This window comes from Saccharothrix stipae, from assembly GCF_054781895.1.
The window spans coordinates 13,769-33,629 of sequence record NZ_BAAGTN010000020.1; the positions used below are offsets into that span (position 1 = coordinate 13,769).

The window sequence follows — 19,861 nt, forward strand, 5'->3', positions numbered from 1 at the left end:
CGGGTTCCCCATGAGGAACCTTCACTCTCGCTGACCCACGGTCTTCAAGGAGTCGCCGTTGCGATTCCGGCGTGGACGGTGCTCACGGGCTCGTGGGATCGCGACGGAACTTCTCGGGATGTGCGGCGCGGACGTACCGCACGGAGGCACCGACGCCAAGCCCGAAGACGCGCATGAGCTGGACTGGGTCGGCCGCGTGCGCCGCCTCGTCGAGGATCCGGTCGACGCGCAACTGCCGGGCGGTGATCCCGAGCAGCCGGAACGCGGCAGTGAGCCCGTAGCGACTGATGGGCGCGTGGGTGATCGCGGTGAAGTCGGTGATGAGCAGGTGCGGATTACTGGTGCGGGGCCAGCGTGAGACGCGCATACGCAGCCACGTCACGAGCGCGTCGAGGACCACCGGGTCGAGCATCACGGTGAAGACGCGGGCGCCGCGCCGGACGGCGAGGGTGGTGCGGGCCGGGTCGTAGTCGGTCAGGCGCAGCTGCAGAAGCTCCTCGACGGACAACGCGTGCACCGCGACTAGCGCGACGACCAGTCGGTGGCGCGGGTCCTCGCACCGGTCGAGCCGCGCAGACGCTCGGCGGGCAGCGAACGTGGCAGGTCGTGGGTGAAGCGGCCGGGAACACCGCGCGCGGGATCGTGGAACCCCTGGCGCTCTCGCTTGAGGCCACGAAACAATGATCGCAACGCCGAGTGCACGTTGTGCGGCGAGCGGCCCTGGTGCGCGGCGATCGCGGCCTGGATGTCATGGCGCTGGACCTCGCGCAGGTTCTCATAGTCCGCCGCCCACGAGAGCAGGGCCGGCTCGGCGAAGTGCCGGTAACCCCGCACGGCCACCCACGCCACCGGCGGCGACGGGCGTTTCCCCTGCCCGCGCAGCGCTCGAACCCAGGCCTCGGCGTCGTCGCGGACGTTGTCCGGCAGCGCCTCCAGGTGCCGCCGAATCCAGCGCTCGTCACGGCACGCCGTCTGCTCGATGACCAGCATTCCGTTCTGCACCAACAGGTCAGCTACCCGGTGCACGCCGATCTGCGGCCGAATGATCCGCTGGCACAGCATGTTGAGCTCGGTCATCGTGAACGGCTGCGCCAGCGTGCCATGCACGACCACCACCGCCAGCAGTTTCTTCGCCGACCTGTGCGCGTCTCGCGACCAAAGCTGGTCAACGGCCTTGACCCGCAGATCCTCGTCCAGCCGCGGAGCGAGCTCACGCAGCCGGGGAAGCGCGTTCAAACGTATCCGCGTCCAGTCTCGCGCGAGCGCGCCGAAAGGCAGGAGTAGCTGCGCCTTCGGTGCCTGCGTGTCGACGCCGAGGGGAACTTCGTTGGATTCGGATGCCGCACGGGTGGGCAAAGGCAGGTCGTCGAGCCACAGTTGGCCGGTCAGCCCGCGTTCCCCGAAGTCGTGCCGCCGCTGCACGTGGCACCACCGGCACCGCCCAGCCCGAATCCGTAGATGGCGGACGCACCCTGCGCACGTCCCACTCGAGGCTCGATATCGCCATGCCACGCACGCCGTGCAAATCGGCGTTCTCCCGCTGTGCCAGGCAAAGCACTCAGGACGACTACGCCCGGCCTCGGCCTTCACGGCGGTCAGTTCGGCGGCAGCGGCCGGCGCGCTCGGCCGCTGCTACTGCGCGGTATCGGCGTGCGGGCTGTAGGCCGAGAGCCGCCCTGCTGTCCGCCGACGGCCTGCTGGACGTCCTGCGGCTGCGCCGCTGCGGCGACCGCCTCGGGCTGCAGCAGGTCTCCGACCGTGCAGTCGAGCACGGTGCAGATTTTGTCGAGGTCGTCTAGGCGTACCGTCACCGGCGTGCCCGACCACAGCGCGGCGACCTTGCTCAACGATGGCGTGAACCCGACCTCGCTCAGCGCGTCCAGCAACTGCGTCGGCCGCCAGATGTCGCGCTGGGCGGCGACCATCCGCAGGTTCCACTTCACGACGCTGATGCCTCCAAGCGCAGGCGCCGCACGGCGCGGTGGGTCGACTCCAACATCGTCTTCTCCGGGTCGCCGCGGGCCGTGGCCAGGTACCCGACGGTCGTGCTGGCCCAGTCGTGCCCGAGCAGCTGCTGCACGTCCCACAACGGCATCCCCGCCTGGTAGTTGTGCGTCGCGCAGGCGTGCCGCAACAGGTGCGGGTGCAGCACGGTCACCGGCCCTGGCAGGTACAGCAGCGAGGCTTCCTTCACCGCGCGCCGGAACGCGCCCGGCGTCAGCGCGGGTGCGACCGCGAGGTTCAGCGCTGCCACGCCGGTAGGCAGGCGCTCCGAGGGCCACATCGGCGCCAACGGGTGCGTCGGATCGTCGCTGAACTCCCCGCGGATCTCCTCGACGTACCACCACAACAGCTCGCGGCCCTCGGCGAACAGGTAGGCCAGGCGCTCGCGCGGACCGGAGCCTCGCGCGCCCTTGCCTGTCACCACGAAGCGACCCCACTGGCCTAATTCCCAGTGCACGTCCGGAATCCGCATCCCGCACAGCTCGGCGGCGCGCACACCGGCGATGTAGGCGATCTTGGCCATCACGTAGTCGCGCACCGCGACCGGGTACTTCCGCGCACGCGGCAACGCCGCGCGCCAGTCCCGGAAGAACTCCCGCATTGCCTTGGCCGACGGCGGGATCCGCAAGGTGAAGTCGCCGCGGTGCCGAGGCCGGTTGAACGGGTCGACCGGCGACTCCACCCGGATTCCGAAGCGCCGGGCGATCTCCCCGCGGTAGCGCTGCTCCAGGAACGCGAAGTAGCCGTCGATGTGGGTGATCTTCTTGCGCACCGTGGCGTGAGACCGCTTGCCCGGCCCGGCGAAGTACTCGTCGAGCAGGTGCGAGCTCAACCGCCACGGCACGACGTCGTAGAACCTGCACACCTCGGCCACGGCCGACAACACATGCGCAAGCTCTGCGGTGTCATGCCGGCAACGTCGCGCGCCCACCCGTACTCCGCGAGCGTGTCCTGGAACAGCGCCTTCTCGTCTTCGGCATCCGCGACGGCGGCCGCCCGGCGCTGCAACGTCATCACATCCGCGAGCCCGGTGTCCTCCAGCGGCGACGGACTTAGTGATCAGTTCAGAATGAGTTTGCGGAGGCAGATGATCGAGCAGGCGAGGCTGAGGATGGCCTGGTGGACGTCGGCTCGTCGTTCGGTGCGGACGCGGAGTCGTCGGAAGCCTTTGATCCAGGCGAAGGTGCGTTCGACCGGCCAGCGGACCTTGCCCGGGCCGGAGCCGTGGTCGACGCCGCGTCGGGCGATGAGTGGTGTGATGCCGCGGGTGCGGACCAGGCGGCGGTACTTGTCGTGGTCGTAGCCTCGGTCGGCGTAGAGCCGGCGAGGTCGACGTCGTGGTTTGCCGACCACGCCGCGGATCGGTGGGGTGGCGTCGATGAGCGGGATCAGTTGGGTGACGTCGTTGCGGTTGCCGCCGGTGAGCGTGACGGCGAGCGGGATGCCGGTGGCGTCGGTGATCAGGTGGTGCTTGGAGCCGGGCTTGCGTCGGTCGACCGGGCTCGGCCCCGTGTGGTCCCCCCTTTGAGAGCGCGCAGGTGGGTGGAGTCGACCAGCGCCGCGGACAGGTCCAGCAGACCGGCCGCCCGCAGTTCGGCGAGCAGGTGCGGCTGCCCGCGCCGTTCCGACGGTGGACCATGACCGCCGAAGAGATCTTGGAGTCACTCGCCCGATTTTGTAGGGAGATTTCCGGCGAAGGACACTAGTAGGACTTCGTTAGGCGCCGTTGACCTGCGCTTTTGTTGAGGGTGTTCGGGTCTGGACGGGTTGTTGGCAGGTGTGGCGGCGGCCGGTCCAGACCGCGAGTAAGTGTTGGAGGTGGCGCAGGACGGCGTAGAGGGTCAGTCCTGCGCAGGGGCTTCTGGGGTGCGGCGGAGCTTGGTGCAGACGGCTTGGGCGACGGCGGCGAGGGTGGCGTGGCGGTGCCATCCGATCCAGGAGCGGCCTTCGAAGTGGTCCGGGCCGAGGCCGTCTTTGAGTTCGCGGTAGTCGTGCTCGATGCGCCACCGGATCTTGGCGATCCTGACCAGATCGCGCAGCCGGATGTCGTGCGGGAGGGTGGACAGCCGGTAGTCGGTGGGTTCGGCGACGCCGGTGGGCCATTCCGCGAGCAGCCGTCACTCCGGAAGGCTGCCGTCCGGGTTGCGCGGGATGTGCCGGTTGGCCGGACGCACCCGCACGCCACGAACCGTGACCGCATCCGCCCGGTCGAGTTGGCCGGGCTCTTGTGGGAGCCGTGGCGCCGGACCGCGAACTTCCCCGCCGACCGGCCCGCGGCCGTCACCAGCGGCTTCAGATCGATCGGCGGATCCGGGTAGCGGGGTTCGGGCCGTCGGCCGACGCCTCCGTGGGCGGGCGTGACCGGCATCGCCGTGGCGGGATGCGCGGTGGCGATCGGGTTGACCGCCACCGCGTAGGTCAGGCCGTGGTCGGTGAGCCCCTGACGGAAGCCGGAAGAGTCGCTGTACCGTGCGTCGGCCACCACGGGCCGCGCGGGCAGGCCCCATCGGGGTGAGTTCGTCGATCATGTCCATGGCCAGGCGCCACTTCTCCCGGTGCCGTTGCGCCGGTCGAGTTCGTCGAGTTGCCGTAGCACCCGCTCTGCGTCGGCTTCTCGTCCCTGCTCCCGGTACAGCTCCGATGCCTCCCACCACACCTTGCGGGCCTGCTCGTCCTGGCCGAGCGCGGCGTGGGGGTGGCCCACGCGTTCGAGGGAGTTCGCGACCCGGTAGATGTCGCCGAGGGCGCGGTTCAAAGTGAGGGCCTCGTGGTAATGGTCGAGGGCCTGGCGGTGGTCACCGATGAGGTGGGCGATGAACGCGAGGCTGTCCAGGGTGGCCGCCTGGCCATCGAGGTTGTGGTGGTGCCGGTGGAGGGTGAGTGCCCGCCGGCAGTGGACGAGGGCCGTGTCGAACTCGCCCAGGCACGCGGTGAGCCAGCCCACCGAGTTGAGCGCCTCAGCTTCCCGCACCGGCTGGTCGAGGGTGCGGTAGAGGTCCAGGGAGGCTCGGGCATGGTCCAGTGCCCGCCGGTGGTCCCTTCGCAACTCCCAGGCAATCCCGAGCACCCGGTGGGTGTGGGCCTGTTCGATGCGGTCGTGGTGGCACGCGGCCAGGGAGAGGGCCTGGTCCAGGTGGTCGGTGGCCTGCTCGTGCAGACCCAGCCGGGAGTAGGCGTTGCCGAGGTGGCGATGGGTGCGGATGAGGGTTGGGGGATCGGGTATGTGTTCGGTGGCAACCAGGGCGGCCTGCCAGGAGGCGAGCGCGTCGAGTCTGTGTCCGCGTCGGATGTGGAAGGTGTCCAGCGCCCACGCCAAGTGCCAGGCGACGCGGTGGTGGCCCAGGGCGGTGGCGGCGTACTGAGTGGCCAGCAGGGTGGCGTGCTCGGCCTCCAGCCAGGCGAGTGCGGCTGCGGTGTCGGGCAGCGGGTGGTGGTAGGCGCCGGGCGCGGGCGAGTCGGCGTGCAGGGTGTCGCGGTGGGAGTGCAGGAGGCGGTCGGCGGCGATGGCGGTGTGCAGGTGGAAGTCCATCACCCGCGTCAGGGCCGTCTGCCGCACGTGCTTGGGGAGGGCGGCGTGGGCGGTGACGGCGGCGTAGTCGCGGACCAGGTCGTGCATCGCGTACCGGCCGCCCGGTCGTCGCTCCATCAGCGACGCCTCCTCCAGTGCGGACAGCGCCCGGTGCGCGCGGGCCGGGGTCAGGTCGGTCAGGGCGGCCACGGCGGACGGGGTGGTGTCCGGGCCGGGAGCGACGCCCAGCAGGGCGAACAGGGTGCGGTGCTGGTCGGTGAGGTGGCGCAGGGACCACGACAGGACGGTAGGCAGACTGGCGGTGGGGTCGTCGGATTCCAGGGCATCCAGGCCCAGGTCGCGCTGTTCGGCGACGAGGTCGGCCAATAGGTCGGGACGGGTGCGCAGCCGGGCGGCGATCAGGCCGAGAGCCAGGGGGAACCCGCCGCACAGGCCGATCAGCTCGGTGATCGCCCACTCGGTACCGGGGTCGAGCCGGGTGTCGCCGAGGGCGGTGGTGAGCAGGGTGCGGGCTTCGGTGTCGGTGAGCACGTCCAGGCGCACGGGGCGGGCGCTGTGACGGGCGACGAGACCGTGGAGCCGGTCCCGGCTGGTGATCAGGACGGTGCACGAGTTCCCGCCGGGCAGCAGGGGCACGACCTGCTCGGCACGAGCGGCGTTGTCGAGCAGGACCAGCATCCGCCTGTTGGTGGTGTGGGTGCGGTAGAGCCCGACCCGGGCGTCGAGGTCGGTGGGCTGGTGGTCGCGGTCCACGCCCAGGGCGACCAAGAAGTCGGCTAGCACGTCGATCGTCGCCCTCGGCTCGCCGGGACCGAACCCGCGCAGGTCGACGAAGAGTTGCCCGTCGGGGAAGTGGTCCAGGTTCCGGTTCGCCCATGCCAACGCCAGCCAGGTCTTGCCGATCCCGCCGGCGCCACCGATTGCCGACACCACTGCCACACGCCCGACAGGTGGATCGGCGCGGACCGGTTCCCCCACGGTCGCGCCCCGCTCATCCGACGCGGCGACCTTCGGGGCGGCCGAGGCCAGGGCACGGTCCAACACGGCCAACTCCGCCGCCCGCCCGGCGAACAACCCCGGCGCAGCCGGCAACTGGCGCGGCACCATCGGCGGTGGCGGTGTTGCCGCGTGCAGGTGCACTCCGCCCCGCACCACCCCTGCCTGCACCACCCCGGCCAAGGCCCCGGACACTGAGTTGCCCACCGTCAGCCCGCCCTCGTGCCGACCGGCGGGCGCGTGACCGGGTGGCTCCCCACCCCCGGACATCACCACCACTGCACCTCCCCGGGGGCACGCCCCTGATCGGCGATCACCAGCCCGACACCGCCCGGCATCGACAGCATTCCCCACCCGACCTGTTGCGACACCGCACAACGGCGGGACGTGTTGGCAGCGGTTGACCTGTAATAAGCGCGGCAGCCCGCGCTTCCGCATGTCCGTCATAACGGTCGGCCTTGCGCTGTCGCGTGCCGAAATCTGTCCTGACGCGACTGGGAATGTAGTTTTTCTCGGGGTTTCCCCGATACGTGGGGCGGGCACACCGCGCCCGCCCCACGTCACGCGGTCAGGCTCGTCGCCGGCCGGGGCGCACGACCATTCCGATGCCCGTGAGCAACGCGAGCAGACCGCCGAGGGCGAGCCAGGTGACGTTCACCCCCGTCGAGGCGAGCTGGGGCTGTTGCCCGGCTCCGGTCGCCGGCGGAACCGGGTTACCGGGCCGGGGCACCGGGTCGCCCGGTTGCGGCGCTGGGTCGGGGTCGGGCTGGTCCGGGCCTCCACCCCAGACCATCACGATGTGGCTCATCCCGCTCTCGCTGGCCCGGACGTGCATCGTGGGAGGGCTGACGAGGATGTACCGTCCGACGAGGCCGACGTCGTACACACCGGCCGGTACGTCGAGGAACTCGAAGTTGCCACCCGCGTCGGTGATCGCCCGCACGATGACCGCGCCGGTGACCTGGTCCTTCAGGTAGATCTTCACGTTCGGTATCGGCGCGCCACCGGGCCGGGGGGACATGTTCGGAGGCCGGACCGAGGACACCACCTGGCCGATGACCCTGGCGGCCCGAGCGCCGGGCACACGCGCGATCGCGTACGCGTAGACGCGCCCGTTGACTCCCGGGGGTGCACCGAACGTGCACTGGACCACCAGTGCGCCTCCGTCCACGACCTGGTCGTCGATGGGAATCGACACGCTGATGGTCGACGTCGAGTGCGCGGCCACGGTGACGCCCACGGTCGCCAGGTCCCCGAGGTCGGGCGGGGTCGCCGTGTTCGATTGGCACACTGCCGTCACTCCCGGGACCGGGATCGAACCGCCGTTGGTCAGGACCAGCGACAGGCGGGCGGTGTCACCCATCCGGTAGGTCGTCCGGTCGAACCGGGCCTCGGCGGTGAGCACGTCCGGCACCGGCAGCGCACCCCTGATCACCACGTCCGGATCGTCCACCCCGTCCACGTGGACCTCCAGCGGTGGGAAGTACCACTCGCCCCTGTCGAACCACGTCTGGTAGTCACCGCGGGGCAGGTCGCGGAACGTGAAGCGACCGGTCGAGTCGGTCATCGTCGAGTACGGGCCACCGGGCCGGAGACCGACGACCATGACATGGAAATCGGCCAAGGCCTCGTCGGTGTCCATGACCGTGTTGCCGTTCCGGTCGCCGTAGACGATGCCGGTGAAACCGCCGCGCTGGACCGTGATCAACGTGGTGGCCGTGGCCGTGTTGTCGGCCTCGTTCGCGTCCGGCCCGCTGGACCGGACCGTGACGGTGAGGGTGAGCGGGCTGTCCGCGGTCTTGACCGGCGAGCTGAGGGTGCCTTCCAGGGCCTGCCCGGGTTCGACGTCGACCTGCCGGTCCGCGGGGAAGCCGTCCCAGTCCGTGTTCTCCAGGTTCGCCGTCGAGAACAGTTGCACCCCCCTGGCGGTGGCGGTCCCGGTGTTCGTCACGCGAGCGCGGGCGGTGACGTTCTCGTCAACGAAGAACTCGGGTCGGTCGAAGGCGACGGTGATCGAGAGGTCCACCGTCCCCGGTGCGGGGTCCGCAGCGGCAGGATCGGTGGCCGGCGGCCCGGCGGTGGTGGGTTCCGTGGTGGTGGGTCCCGCGGTGACGGGTGTGGTGGTCGGTTCTGCGGGGGTGGGTTCAGCGGTGGTCGGTTCGGTGGCGGTGGCGGGGTCGACGGCAGTGGTGGTGTCACCGGATGCCGGGCCGGCCGAGGCTCCTGCGCAGACGACGACGGTCAGCAGCAGCGCGCCTATGGATCTTCGTAATCGAGACATTCCGCGTTCCCTTCTACTTTCCCTCCTTCCTCTATCTCCCAAGGCCTGTACTTTTCGACACACTTCCACCGCCGTTCGGCGATCACCGCGATGTCCCTTCGACAGCGGATTACGATGGCGGCGCGCCAGCGCCAACCGGCCAACACCGACCTGCTCACCCGAGGTGCACCTGCGGGAACCCCGCGCTCGCGGACCGGCCGTTCGCCGCTTGCCCGCGAGACCACATCTGGAGCAGGGCGGTGACTACAACCTGGTCCGCTTCGCCAACCGGAAGTTCCCCCGGCGTCCGGCTGACCGACGGGTCGTTGCGCCGGTCCCGCTTCGACGACGTGTGGCTGCACGGAGTGCAGGTCACGGCACCACCCCTCTCACCGAGACGGGCCGGTTGAACACGGAGACATGGACTTCACCAAGGCCGAGCCGACCATCGCCTCGTTCTCCGCTGGAGGACGACCGGTTCGACCGGGCGCAGCCGGAAGAAGGTGGGCCTACGCGAGGCCTGCGCCAGCATCCGCACCGCTGCGATTCGCTGCGCGGCGTGACGATCACCTTCACCTAGACGACGTACATGTCTTCGGCGTCTGTCGGGGCGATGGTCCGATCAAAGAAAAGGGCCAGGGAAAACTGTCCATCTATTGCTCTTCCTGCGGATCGGCGATCTCAGAGTGCCCTCCGGCGTGAAGCCTGAATCAGGAACTGATCAAAAGCTCCAAAGTGCCGCCCGCCAGGGAGGGGATGCCGGCCGCACGCTTCTGGACGAGCCGCCGGACGTAGACCGCGCGGCTCTTACGGCCCGTAGGGCGGAAGTTCGTCGGCTTCGCGTCTTGGCACGCAATGCCGAAGGGTGCAAGAGCTGGTCTGTCGGAACCGCCGTTCGGGCCCTCTAGCTTGAGTTTTAACCTGTTCGGCGGGGTCGTGGGGTGGTCGACTTCGTCTTCTTGCGCGGCTTCGGTTTGTGGGTGTTCGTGCTGGTGGCGGTGTGGACGTCGTGGCGTGGTGCGGGTCTGGTGTTGGGCACTCCGGCCGGGCGTCCAGGGCCCGGTCGGGAGGGTTTCGGGACACGTGCCGGGCAGGCGGTGTGCGGGCGTAGGTGCCGAAACCCCCGTCGGAGGCGGGCCGGGGACAACCGTTCGGGTGAAAGGGATCTCTCCCAGGGTCGGCGTAGGTCGACCACCGATCGGCGGGCCAGGCGGAGTTGGGTGTGTAGGCGGCGATGATCAGCCAGGTCCACCGGTCGGCCTGCTCGGGTGAGCGGAGTTTCGGGGTGGTCCAGCCCAGGGTCTGTTTGAGCATGCGGAAGGTGTGCTCGATGTCGAACCGGCGTAGGAACGCCTGCCACGACAGATCCACCGCTGCCGGGTCGAGGCCGGTGCGGGAATGCCACAACCACACCGGTTTCGGGATCGCCCCGGATGGCAACCGGTCGACCTGCAGACGGATCACGGTGCCTTCCAGGATCGGCAGGTTCCCGGCGTGGGCGGCCCAGGCGATGCGGTGGGTCAATCTCGGGTGCAGTCGGTCCCAGGCGCGGATCAGGGCAGGGCCGTAGAGCCTGGTCTCGGTGCGGGTGGTGATGTCGGGTTCGCCCCAGGTGTCCGGGTCGCCGAAGGCGAACTCGCCGCCGTGGCGGCGTGGCCGGCCCATGGTGCCGGGTAGGTGCGGTGGTGCGGGTCGGCGCAGGACCCGGTCCGAGCGCATCCGCACCACCACGGTGATCGGCAGGTCGGCCAGGATGTGGGCCAGACGAGGCCCGTCGTAGCCGGCGTCCGCGACCAGCAGGATGTCCGGATCCCCGCGCCGCCAGTGCCCGGCGTGGACCAGCCGGTCCACCACACCACGAACCTGGACCGCGGTCACGGTCGCGACGTCGTCGCCGGGCTCCAGCCGCACCGCGTCCAACGGCGCGGTCCACGAACCACGCCTCGCCTCCAGCGCCACGACCACCGAATAGGGCCAACCGGGCACCATCATGTGCTGGTCCTTGCCGCGACCGTAGGTATGGCACAGGATCCGTTGCCGACCGGTGTGTGCCTCCGGGCGCAGCCAACTGGTGACGTCCACCGCCAGCACCAGCCGCCCGTCCGCCGCACGCGGGATCGACACCGCGCTCAACGCGGTCCGCAACCGCGCGATGTCGATCCCACCGCGCGCGAGCGCGGCATATCCGCTGCCATACCCTCGACGATGTTCACCCACCAGGGACAGCTCCGCGATCGACCGCACCGGCCCGTCGGCCCACAACACCGCGTCGCCGAGCTCGAACAACGCATCCGCCCGCCGGGTCAGACACTCGTAGAACTCGCGCCGGAACCCGGACAACTCCCCGTCGGCACGCCTGCCACCGGCGTGAGGCACACTGATCACCGCAGTCCTCTGGTCGATCTTCCAACTGTCGCAAGAAGGAACGATCGGCCAAGGGCTGCACCCATGATCGACAGGGGCAGGCGACCACCGCCCGAAGGTTGAAACTCAAGCTAGGCGATGCTCAGTGTCACCTGCTCGATCATCTGCCTGCGAAAACTCATTCTGAACTGATCACTTGGCGGGGAGCCATCTGGCGGCGCATGTCACAGCGGGTGGTCTGGGTGCGGCGCCCTTGCTGCCCTGTGAGCCGGCAGGAGTGATGATGGCAGCCATGGCGTTGTCGACGGCGTTCACGAAGTTGTTCGGTGTGCAGCACCCGATCGCGTTGGCGCCGATGGGCGGGTCGGCCGGTGGTGCGCTCGCGGCGGCCGTCTCTCGCGGCGGCGGGCTGGGGTTGCTGGGGGCGGGTAACGGGGATCGGGATTGGCTGGCCCGCGAGCTGCCGATCGTTGCGGAGGAAACCGGGAAGCCATGGGGTGTCGGGTTCCTGACCTGGGCGATCGATGTCGGCGCGGTCGAGCGGGCACTGGAGCACAACCCCAGGGCGGTGATGTTCTCCTTCGGGGACCCCAGCCCGTTCGTGGCCCGCGTCCGTCAAGCAGGTTCGGCGCTGATCATCCAGGTGACCAATCTGGAAGAGGCCAGGCAGGCGGTGGATCTGGGTGCTGATGTCATCGTGGCGCAGGGGACCGAGAGTGGTGGACATGGTTCCCGGCGTGGGCGGTCCACGCTGCCGTTCGTGCCGGTCGTGGCCGACCTGGTGGCACCGGTGCCGGTGCTGGCGGCCCGCGGGATCGCCGACGGCCGCGGCGTGGCCGCCGCTCTCGCCCTGGGTGCAGCCGGGGCGCTCGTCGGCACCCGCTTCCAGGCCACGGCCGAGGCCTTGGTCGATCCCTCGATCACCACGGCGATCATCGAGGGACGCGGCCAGGACACTGAACGCAGCAGCGTCCTGGATATCGCCCGGGGCTCCCGATGGCCGTCAAAGTACGCCGCCCGCACCCTCGCTCATCCGTTCCTCGAACAATGGCGGGGCCGGGAAGCGGAACTCGCCGCGAACCCCGCAGCCCAGCACGCCTATCAGGCTGCCGTGGCACGAGGCGACGTGCCCCCGCTGCCAGTGTGGGCCAGCGAGGCCATCGACCTCATCACCGACCTGCAACCCGCAGCCGATCTTGTCCTCGCCTTGGCCGCGCAGGCCGAGGAGGCTCTGGTCCGAGCGGGAAGGCACTGACCGGAAGAGTCAGCCAGGGAGCGGTCACGGCCGAGCCGACACCGCCACGAGTCATTCGAACCGCCGTGAGGCCTCCGTCCTCCAGTTCCTGGACTACCCGCGCCTCCTCACCCAGCCCCTACGTCCTCGGCGTCGGTCGGCGACTGCGAGCCCTGCAGCATTGCAGGACGGCCTGCCGGACACGGGCCAGCAGCATGTTTCGGCCTGCATGGCCGCACTTGTAGCCGGCCGGGTGCCCGGTCCCGGATGGATCGGCCTTGACGCGCATGGCCCAGTACCTCGTTCCGGTTAGTCGGTCCGCACACCGACCTCCGGGGTGCGCTGGCGCGTGCCTGCGCGTCCGGTCCGGCCGGGCCGTCCGGGCAGCGAGTCGTACCAGGCGTTCAACCGCGCGGGGTCCAGTTCGAAGTAGCTCGTGACCACCATCGCGGCCCTGTAGAACAACAGCGCGGCCGTACGCAGGACGCGGATCGCCTGCGGGACGTCGATCCGGAAGGTGTACTGCACGAAGTCCTCGTGCACGACGCGTTCGACGTGACGTGCCACCACGACGTCGAGGTTCGGGTGGGACTGGAGGGAGAGCATGTCGTAGATCCCTCGGGCTTGGTGGAAGCCGTGGACCTTGACGAACGCGCGGACCAGTTCGCCCAGGCTCGGGACGTGCTGGCCGGCGATGTTCCATGGCGGCCCGTTCGGGTGCTGCTCCAGGGTCCAGCCCAGGTCGCCCGCGTCGGGAAACCGGTGGCGCAGTTCCTGCTCGACTTGGGCGCGGAGGTTCTTCGCCGTCCTGAGGTCCTTTTTGGTGGCAGTCATGGAGCCTAGCGTCTGGCGGTAGCGGTGGAAGTTCACGAGCTTGAGCAGCCACCGACGAGCTACCCGTTGATCCGCCGTGATGTCCGGGGCGAGCAGCCACCCGGCCTGTGCGGCGTACTCGGCGACGTGCCGGGCCAATGGCCACAGGGGCAGCGTGACGGCGCGGTCGACGGCCAGGGACCGCAGGCCGAGCAGGTGTTGTGCGGCAGCGTCGGTCAACACGGCGGCATCCCGCCCGGTGTTGGACGCGTCGTGAGCCTGCCAATCGGCGTGACGGGCCGTCAGCAGGACGTCCTCGCGGGATGCTGGGCTGGTCTGCGGCGGCGTGGTTCGGCCCTGCTCTGCGGTCGAACCCCACGCCGCGCACAGTTGCGCGAGCAGTTCACACCACCGGTCCAGCTCGGCGTACTGCTCGCTGGGCGGGACGACATTGGTCACGGGGGTATTCAACCCGGACTGCCTCGGCGCCGCTCTCGGATTTCCGAGGTGGCCTCCGCCGGCGTCCCGTACACCAACCTTAAGTCGTTGTGGGTGTTCGTCGGCGTGCCCCTGCCGCTGGTCGTGGCACTGACCACCGTGAGGTACCTCGCTCGTGCGGGGAAGACAACGCCGCGGTGTCCTACGACTCGACCGCGCTGGGACCACCCCCGCTCGCCCGGGGAAGAAGAACCACGTGGCCTGTGCCGAGTAGTACGGCACCGGACCACCCCCCGCTCGCGGGGGAAGACGAGGAGCACCGGCACGCCACCCACACCGTGGCGGGACCACCCCCGCTCGCGCGGGGAAGACGTGAAGCCGCCCTTCGACAGCTCCAACATCACCGGATCACCCCCGCTCGCGCGGGGAAGTTCTGCATGAAAAACCGCGACAAGGAAACCGCCGAGGATCACCCCCACTCGCGCGGGGAAGACCAGGCCGAGTTGGAGTCGATGGCGCCGGCCGACGGACCACCCCCGCTCGCGCGGGGAAGACACCTGGACGGCGATCGCGCCGCGCAGGCCGAGCGGACCACCCCCGCTCGCGCGGGGAAGACCGGGACGCACCCCGCACCACCTGCCGCTGCCCCGGACCACCCCCCGCTCGCGCGGGGAAGACCGACGAGTGTTCCGTTCCGAGCACGGGCGCCCTGGGACCACCCCCGCTCGCGCGGGGAAGACACGGCCGTCGGACCGCGCCCCAGGATGGCCGCGGGACCACCCCCGCTCGCGCGGGGAAGACTATCTCCTGTCGATCGCATGTCGGTGCGAGAACGTGGTGGATCTTCTCGCAGTGCACGTGCAGATGCACGTGCACGCGCCGGGTCCCGCCAGGAACGACTCAAACACAGGTTTGGCGAGTCCCGATCGTGTAGCCGCTCCAGCGGGCATTCAGCTGCGCCGCGCTGGCCTGCTCATCATGCGAAGCCCGCGCCCGGCGGGCAGCAGGCATACTCGCCGTGCGCCAGATTCGCGTACTGCTCGTCCGGGCGACCTTTAGCCCAACGGCAACTATGCGTGCACCCGGCTTCTCAGTTGGTCGCATCCGCCTGCGGGTTGACCCCGCCTGCGGTGACCCTGTCGCGGATGCCCTTTGGCAAGAGCCTCCACAGCCCGTCTACAGTCGTGGGCCGCGCGATCATCTCCTCGACCAGGTCGCCCGCGGTCTCCAACAGCAGCTCCAGCAGTGCCGGGCATTCCCCGTCGTCGAGGGCCATCACGACCAGCTCGCCGGGCTCGTCGTCCACGTGCAGCGCGCCGTTGCCGGTGACGCGCAGGACGTCGAGGGGCTGCGCGGTCTGTGGGGTCGACTGCAGCCTGATGCGCTCGATCCGTCGGTCGAGCTCCGCCTTTTCGGGGCGTCCGGGCCGAGGGTTCTGATCAGCCGCTCAACCGTGCCGCCCGCCAGCACTGCGCCTGCACGGCGCGAGACTCCGGCGACGGTACGAGCCTCCTCGTACAGCTCGCGCACCTCGGCGCGCATGTCTGCGTGGGGATGGGGCGAGGCGAGACAGGGGGTACACCAGTTGATCGCGACGCCAAGGGACGGCGTGCCACAGCGGGAGCAGACCGACTTGCGCCAAAGTCGGGTCTTCGCAATAGACACGCTCAGCGTGGTCTTCAACACTCATTCAATTGCATCGACGTCGAACCACTGCCGGTGTGCGAACGCCTCGCACCGTGGGGAGTCGAACCCGCTTGCGTGGAGCGCGGCTGGAGGTGGTTGTCCTCTACAACCTCGTCGGGCATCCGGAGCTGCTTGTCATGACGCGCTGTGCTCGCGCGTGTTTGACGAGCCGACCGCCCCCCTCGGCGCATCTGTGTTCATGACGCGTGTCAGCCCAACCGGTCGTTCCGGCGGGGACGACCCGCTTCGGCTTCTACGCCGACGGCGCCGTCCAGCCCCACGTCCCGCTGATCCTGCACGGCGAGGAAGCAGTGGCCTTCATCCGCGATGAAGCCGCCCGGTGCCGCGCACTCGGGGGACCGAGGCGGACGTCGCCGACGCGATCGACGCGCTGCAGGCCACCGGAACCCGTACCGAGGGCACCGACTACGGCCTGTTCCTCCTCAGCGGGCCGGACGACCGCCGAACGGTGCGGCTGGACGCCCCGATCGTCAACGACACCACCACGATTCCCGGACGGCTGTGGGCGTGGACCATGAGCCAGCGCTACGTCCAGCTCTCCCGGCTGACCAAGCCCGGGCTGAAGATCACCAGTGGCATCGACCGATAGTGTCCGGATCCCGTCTTGCCTGGACGTCCAGCTCGGCGACCTCACGCTGATCACCGACACCCTCGACGTCGCAGGAGCTCCCGGCGGGCGTCCAGACAGGCTGGCATGTGTCGAACCGCCGCCGCGGACCACACGGAACGATGGGTGACGTAGTACTTCACCATCCAGTTCGGGCGATGCCACGTCGCCGAACGCAATCGGTGGTAGTCACCATGACCGACGGCGACCCGGCCAAAGATCGTCACGGTCCCGCCCCGCCGCGATCAGGGCGCATCGCGTGACTGGTATGAGTGTTGAGGTTATCCCGGATCAGCACGATCGGTCCGTCGAGCTGCTGGTGAGCGGCGTCCAGCAGGGCGGCGTAGTCGGTCTCGCCGAAGCTGCGCCGTTCGCCCTTACGGCCGCGGTGGACCACCGTGCGGAGATCAACCGGGGCCGGTGTCCGGGTCGGACGCACACCAGCCCGGCGATCGACACCCGGCCCGAACCCTTCCCCGACACCGCCACGGTCGGGGTGTGCCCGCGCCGGCCCCAGGTGCGGGCTTTCGGCGGGCGCAGTGTCTGCCCGGCCTCGTCCTCGAAGCACAGCCAGGCGCCCCGCTGCGCCGCTACCGTCTTCCCGACGGCCACGTCTCCCGCCGCCAGGTCACGACCGCCCGCTCGTCGCGCTCGATCGCCCGGTGCGCGGGCACCTGCGGGGAGAAACCCATACGGTGCAACAGATAGGACACCCCGCGCAGCGTGTAGCGGATGCGGAACAGCCGGGCGATCAGATCGGAGACCCGGGCCAAGGTCCAGCGCTGATCCCCGCCGAACCCGTGCGCGGCCGGACCATGCTCCAAGGCTTCGGGCAGCCTGTCCAACCGTCGCCCGTCCAGCCGACACGACGACCCGCCGGGCCCTTTCGACGCCAGCCCGGCCTCGCCGCCGGCACGCCATCGACGCCGCCGGGTGTGGACCGCGTCGACACCCGCAGCCGCCGGGCGATCTCCGCCACGGGCACGTCCTGGCCGAACCACTCCGCCGCCTGTAACCGGACCTGCTCGCGTTTGGCCCTGCCCCGCTCGGACAGGCCACCACCGTCCGCGTATCGCATCACCCCTGCGTAGACCACACGCCGGTCACGACCGCGCAGGACACGCCGAGACCACGCGATCAACCCTAGCCTTTCAAGATCTGTATCGACGTTTGATGCGTCGCCGCTGCCCCGTCTCGACGCGCTGCCCGGTGTGCGCCACGCGGCACGTTGGCCTGGGCTATTCGGGTACGGCCGAATAGCCCTGGTTTCACGGGCCGGTGAGCCGCGAGCATAGTCGTGCGTAGACCCATCGCCAGCGTTCCTCCTTCAGTGCTGGTCTCTACTGACGCCGGGCGCCGGGGCTGCACGACGGTTGCGCCCTTAGGCAGGGAGGGAATTTCCGCCATCGTGTAACGACCAGCCGGGCCGCGCGGCCACAACCTCAGGGCCAGCAAACACGGCCCGACGGCAGATGCACATCAAGTGGGCCGCTGCCCCGGAAGGAGGAAACCGCCAGAAGAACGAAGCGGAACGCAAAGGAACAACTCATGGATACTAGCGGGAAAGGACGAGAGTCTTCATGGAGACACTCAAAAAGTTCGGCACGCTCGGCGTCGTGATGATCGTCGCGGTTGCCAGTCTCATGCTGGGCGTCACGCCGGCACGCGCGGACGGATACGTGCGCTACGAAAACGTGGGCAACCCGGGCTGGTGCATGTCTAATTCGGCTAAACTCGAGCGTTGCGACGGCAGCAATGGCCAGCGGTGGTGGTGGTCCGTCGCCACGAGCGGGTATTGGAGGGGCAAAATCACGCTGAGGACAGTAAACAGGTATCCCGACGGGAATTATTATTGCCTCACGACGGGCGCGGGTCCGCGACCCTCGGTAGCCACTCTTCAGATCTGCAAAGACACGTGGGCCGAACAGCACTTCACCATATGGGGCCAGAACGGCTGGGTGCTCATCGGTTATGCCGCTCCTGAGGGTTTCCGGGGGGAGTGCCTCAGGCCTTACGGCACCGATCAGCCCGGGAAGGAGGCATACAACATCCAGTTGTTTTCGTGTCCGCCCTCGTTGGCAAACGTGCCGAACATCTTTGCGTGGCGCTATTCGCAATAGCTGACGTCTGCCGGCAGCGACATGCTGCTGGCTTCGATCATCTCCGCAAATACTTCTGCTTGCCTGATGAGCGTCTGATGCGATCAGTTGCCGCAGGACCGCAGGTGTAGATGCTGCTGCCACTTCGCGCCCAGGGTTACAAGCCAGGCGGATAAATCACCGCCGCACGCCTCGTCGCCAACGCGAACACCTATGCCAATTGCGCCCCAGCTTTTGAGGACGTCAGACGGTTCGGCTGCCGCAGGCGACCAGCCGAACCATCTGGCGGACCTTATGCTCCGTCCACACCCTCCCGCTGCATCCTCGGGTGGGCCGCACTTCTGGAGGGATCCCGGATTACCTGTGGAAGGAACCTGCGGCAGATCTCCAGGCCAAGAAATCGCGATAGTCGAATGGGTAGTTCCACCAATCGGTCGCCCCTTGAGTCCTTGCCGACTCTGTCGGGTGTCAAAAGTCGGCCACAGGGGTCTGAACTGCAGTTATTGAGTCGAAAGTGATCGTCTTCCTGCAGGTTGATCGCTCGTGATCGAGGTCGAGAATGCGCACCGGTTATCGCCCGCGGAGCGTGAGGTGCTGCGGTTGCGAGTGGTCGCCGCGTTGGAGTCCGGGAAGGTGGAGGGCTATCGGCAGGCGGCGGAGGTGTTCGGGGTCTCCGAACGCTCGGTGGGCACCTGGTGGAGGGCCTACCGGCGGAACGGTCGCGACGGCCTGGCGACCCGCAGAGGACGTCCCGGCCCGCCGAACTGATCACCCCGGAGGGCCGGGGCACCCTGTTCGCGGCGATGGCCGACTACACGCCCGAGGAGCGGTTGATCGGCGGCCCGTTGTGGACCCGTCAGGCGGTGGTCGAGCTGGTCCGGCTGGTCGTCGGGGTCGACATGACCGAACAGGGTGTCGGGTTGTGGCTGCGCCGCCACGGCTTCACCCCGCGGCGTCCGGCCCGGCGGGCCTATGAACAGCAGGCCGCCGCGGTGCGGGCCTGGCTGGACGAGGACTCCCCGGTGATCGAGGCCAGGCGAAGGCCGAGGGTGCTGCGATCGCGTGGGTCGACCAGTGCGGGCTGCGCTCGGACGCCGCGCCGCCCGGCCGGTCGTGGACGCCGAAGGGCCGGACTCCGGTGGTGCGGGTGACCGGGAAACGGCTGCGGGTCAACGTCATGTCCGCGGTCGCCTCACGCGGCGCGCTGTGGTCCACCGTGTTCACCGAACGCTTCACCGCCGCGGTGTTCACCGCGTTCCTCGACCGCGTGGCCCGCCAGGCCGACCGGAAGGTGCACGTCATCGCCGACCGACACCCGGTGCACCGCAGCAAGGCGGTCCGCGCCTGGCTGCAGGACAACACCGACCGGGTCGAACTGCACCTGATGCCCGGCTACAGCCCGAACTCAACCCGGACGAGCTGCTCAACGCCGACCTCGAACGCAACCAACGCCTCCCGCGCCCGCAACGTCGACCCGCGCCGGCGGTGTCGAAACCTGGGGAGCACGGCGAGGTGGTCCTGGCCACATGCCCTCGCCATCGCGCCCGAGACGGCAGCGGCGAGCCGTTCGGTGCACCGGCCGTGGGGGATCGCACGAGGAGTACGCGGCGGCGCGCTCGGCCGGTCGTGGGCCTGTGGTCAGGGGATCGGCTGGCGCACCCGTCCGATCAGGGCGGTGGCGATGGTGTCGGCGGTCACCCAGCCGTCCTGACCCGCCGCCTCGGGCGGGAGGTCGATTGCGAGGAGGGATTGGTGTCCGGTCAGGTCGATGTGGTCGACCGCGGGGTAGGCGCGCAGGTGCGGGGTGCCG

The 19,861-nt window shown here is 69.4% G+C and carries 17 protein-coding genes and 2 pseudogenes; 6 read left to right on the forward strand and 13 right to left on the reverse strand.

From position 1 onward, the window contains the following. Positions 1–82: 82 nt before the first annotated feature. The 9 genes and pseudogenes from ACYVLT_RS34635 to ACYVLT_RS34675 form a co-directional block, all read right to left on the reverse strand. A complete protein-coding gene (locus ACYVLT_RS34635) occupies positions 83–508 on the reverse strand; it encodes a site-specific integrase (RefSeq protein WP_461124385.1) in 426 nt (141 codons plus the stop codon). Between the two features lie 14 nt (positions 509–522). Beyond that, on the reverse strand, positions 523–1,422 hold the full coding sequence (locus ACYVLT_RS34640; protein ID WP_461124386.1) for a hypothetical protein: 900 nt from the start codon (positions 1,420–1,422) through the stop codon (positions 523–525). A gap of 173 nt (positions 1,423–1,595) precedes the next feature. Beyond that, positions 1,596–1,943, reverse strand: coding sequence for a helix-turn-helix domain-containing protein (locus ACYVLT_RS34645; RefSeq protein WP_461124387.1), 348 nt, complete (start codon positions 1,941–1,943; stop codon positions 1,596–1,598). Beyond that, positions 1,940–2,878, reverse strand: coding sequence for a site-specific integrase (locus ACYVLT_RS34650; RefSeq protein ID WP_461124388.1), 939 nt, complete (start codon positions 2,876–2,878; stop codon positions 1,940–1,942). Before ACYVLT_RS34650 ends, ACYVLT_RS34645 begins: the two co-directional genes overlap by 4 nt. A gap of 185 nt (positions 2,879–3,063) precedes the next feature. Further along, positions 3,064–3,608 (reverse strand): annotated as a pseudogene (locus ACYVLT_RS34655) (IS5 family transposase); the annotation flags it as partial. Between the two features lie 237 nt (positions 3,609–3,845). Beyond that, positions 3,846–4,574 (reverse strand): annotated as a pseudogene (locus ACYVLT_RS34660) (IS701 family transposase); the annotation flags it as partial. Next, the gene (locus tag ACYVLT_RS34665; RefSeq protein ID WP_461124389.1) at positions 4,529–6,799 is read right to left on the reverse strand and encodes an ATP-binding protein; all 2,271 of its coding nucleotides are present in this window, start codon (positions 6,797–6,799) and stop codon (positions 4,529–4,531) included. The gene ACYVLT_RS34665 and the pseudogene ACYVLT_RS34660, both read right to left, overlap by 46 nt. 298 nt (positions 6,800–7,097) lie before the next feature. Next, positions 7,098–8,945 carry a hypothetical protein gene (locus ACYVLT_RS34670; RefSeq protein ID WP_461124390.1) on the reverse strand — a complete coding sequence of 616 codons (1,848 nt, stop codon included), beginning with the start codon at positions 8,943–8,945 and terminating at the stop codon, positions 7,098–7,100. A 651-nt stretch (positions 8,946–9,596) separates the two neighbouring features. Next, complete coding sequence (locus ACYVLT_RS34675; protein WP_461124391.1) at positions 9,597–11,174, reverse strand: NF041680 family putative transposase; 1,578 nt, start codon at positions 11,172–11,174, stop codon at positions 9,597–9,599. Between the two features lie 271 nt (positions 11,175–11,445). Here ACYVLT_RS34675 and ACYVLT_RS34680 point away from each other — a divergent pair, with 271 nt between their 5' ends. After that, entirely contained in the window at positions 11,446–12,408 is a 963-nt protein-coding gene (locus ACYVLT_RS34680) for a nitronate monooxygenase (RefSeq protein WP_461124392.1), read from the forward strand. Positions 12,409–12,696: 288 nt separating this feature from the next. Here ACYVLT_RS34680 and ACYVLT_RS34685 read toward each other — a convergent pair whose 3' ends face one another. Further along, positions 12,697–13,659 carry a hypothetical protein gene (locus tag ACYVLT_RS34685; RefSeq protein WP_461124393.1) on the reverse strand — a complete coding sequence of 321 codons (963 nt, stop codon included), beginning with the start codon at positions 13,657–13,659 and terminating at the stop codon, positions 12,697–12,699. Between the two features lie 1,069 nt (positions 13,660–14,728). Next, positions 14,729–14,944: a hypothetical protein gene (locus ACYVLT_RS34690; RefSeq protein ID WP_461124394.1), complete on the reverse strand. Its 216-nt coding sequence runs from the start codon at positions 14,942–14,944 to the stop codon at positions 14,729–14,731. Positions 14,945–15,664: 720 nt separating this feature from the next. On the opposite strand from ACYVLT_RS34690, the gene ACYVLT_RS34695 reads away from it, so the two are divergent. Further along, positions 15,665–15,934: a hypothetical protein gene (locus ACYVLT_RS34695; RefSeq protein WP_461124395.1), complete on the forward strand. Its 270-nt coding sequence runs from the start codon at positions 15,665–15,667 to the stop codon at positions 15,932–15,934. 241 nt (positions 15,935–16,175) lie between these two features. Here the strand turns inward: ACYVLT_RS34695 and ACYVLT_RS34700 are convergent, their stop codons facing one another. Together ACYVLT_RS34700 and ACYVLT_RS34705 are read right to left on the reverse strand one after the other, a co-directional pair. Next, positions 16,176–16,349, reverse strand: coding sequence for a hypothetical protein (locus tag ACYVLT_RS34700; RefSeq protein WP_461124396.1), 174 nt, complete (start codon positions 16,347–16,349; stop codon positions 16,176–16,178). A gap of 193 nt (positions 16,350–16,542) precedes the next feature. After that, positions 16,543–16,776: a helix-turn-helix domain-containing protein gene (locus ACYVLT_RS34705; protein WP_461124397.1), complete on the reverse strand. Its 234-nt coding sequence runs from the start codon at positions 16,774–16,776 to the stop codon at positions 16,543–16,545. A 756-nt stretch (positions 16,777–17,532) separates the two neighbouring features. Here ACYVLT_RS34705 and ACYVLT_RS34710 point away from each other — a divergent pair. From ACYVLT_RS34710 to ACYVLT_RS34725, 4 genes are all read left to right on the forward strand, one after another. Beyond that, positions 17,533–18,072, forward strand: coding sequence for a hypothetical protein (locus ACYVLT_RS34710; protein WP_461124398.1), 540 nt, complete (start codon positions 17,533–17,535; stop codon positions 18,070–18,072). A 570-nt stretch (positions 18,073–18,642) separates the two neighbouring features. Beyond that, a complete protein-coding gene (locus ACYVLT_RS34715) occupies positions 18,643–18,819 on the forward strand; it encodes a helix-turn-helix domain-containing protein (RefSeq protein WP_461124399.1) in 177 nt (58 codons plus the stop codon). A gap of 35 nt (positions 18,820–18,854) precedes the next feature. Then, positions 18,855–19,202, forward strand: coding sequence for a helix-turn-helix domain-containing protein (locus ACYVLT_RS34720; RefSeq protein WP_461124400.1), 348 nt, complete (start codon positions 18,855–18,857; stop codon positions 19,200–19,202). Beyond that, positions 19,133–19,762: an IS630 family transposase gene (locus tag ACYVLT_RS34725; RefSeq protein WP_461124402.1), complete on the forward strand. Its 630-nt coding sequence runs from the start codon at positions 19,133–19,135 to the stop codon at positions 19,760–19,762. Before ACYVLT_RS34720 ends, ACYVLT_RS34725 begins: the two co-directional genes overlap by 70 nt. Positions 19,763–19,861 lie beyond the last annotated feature (99 nt).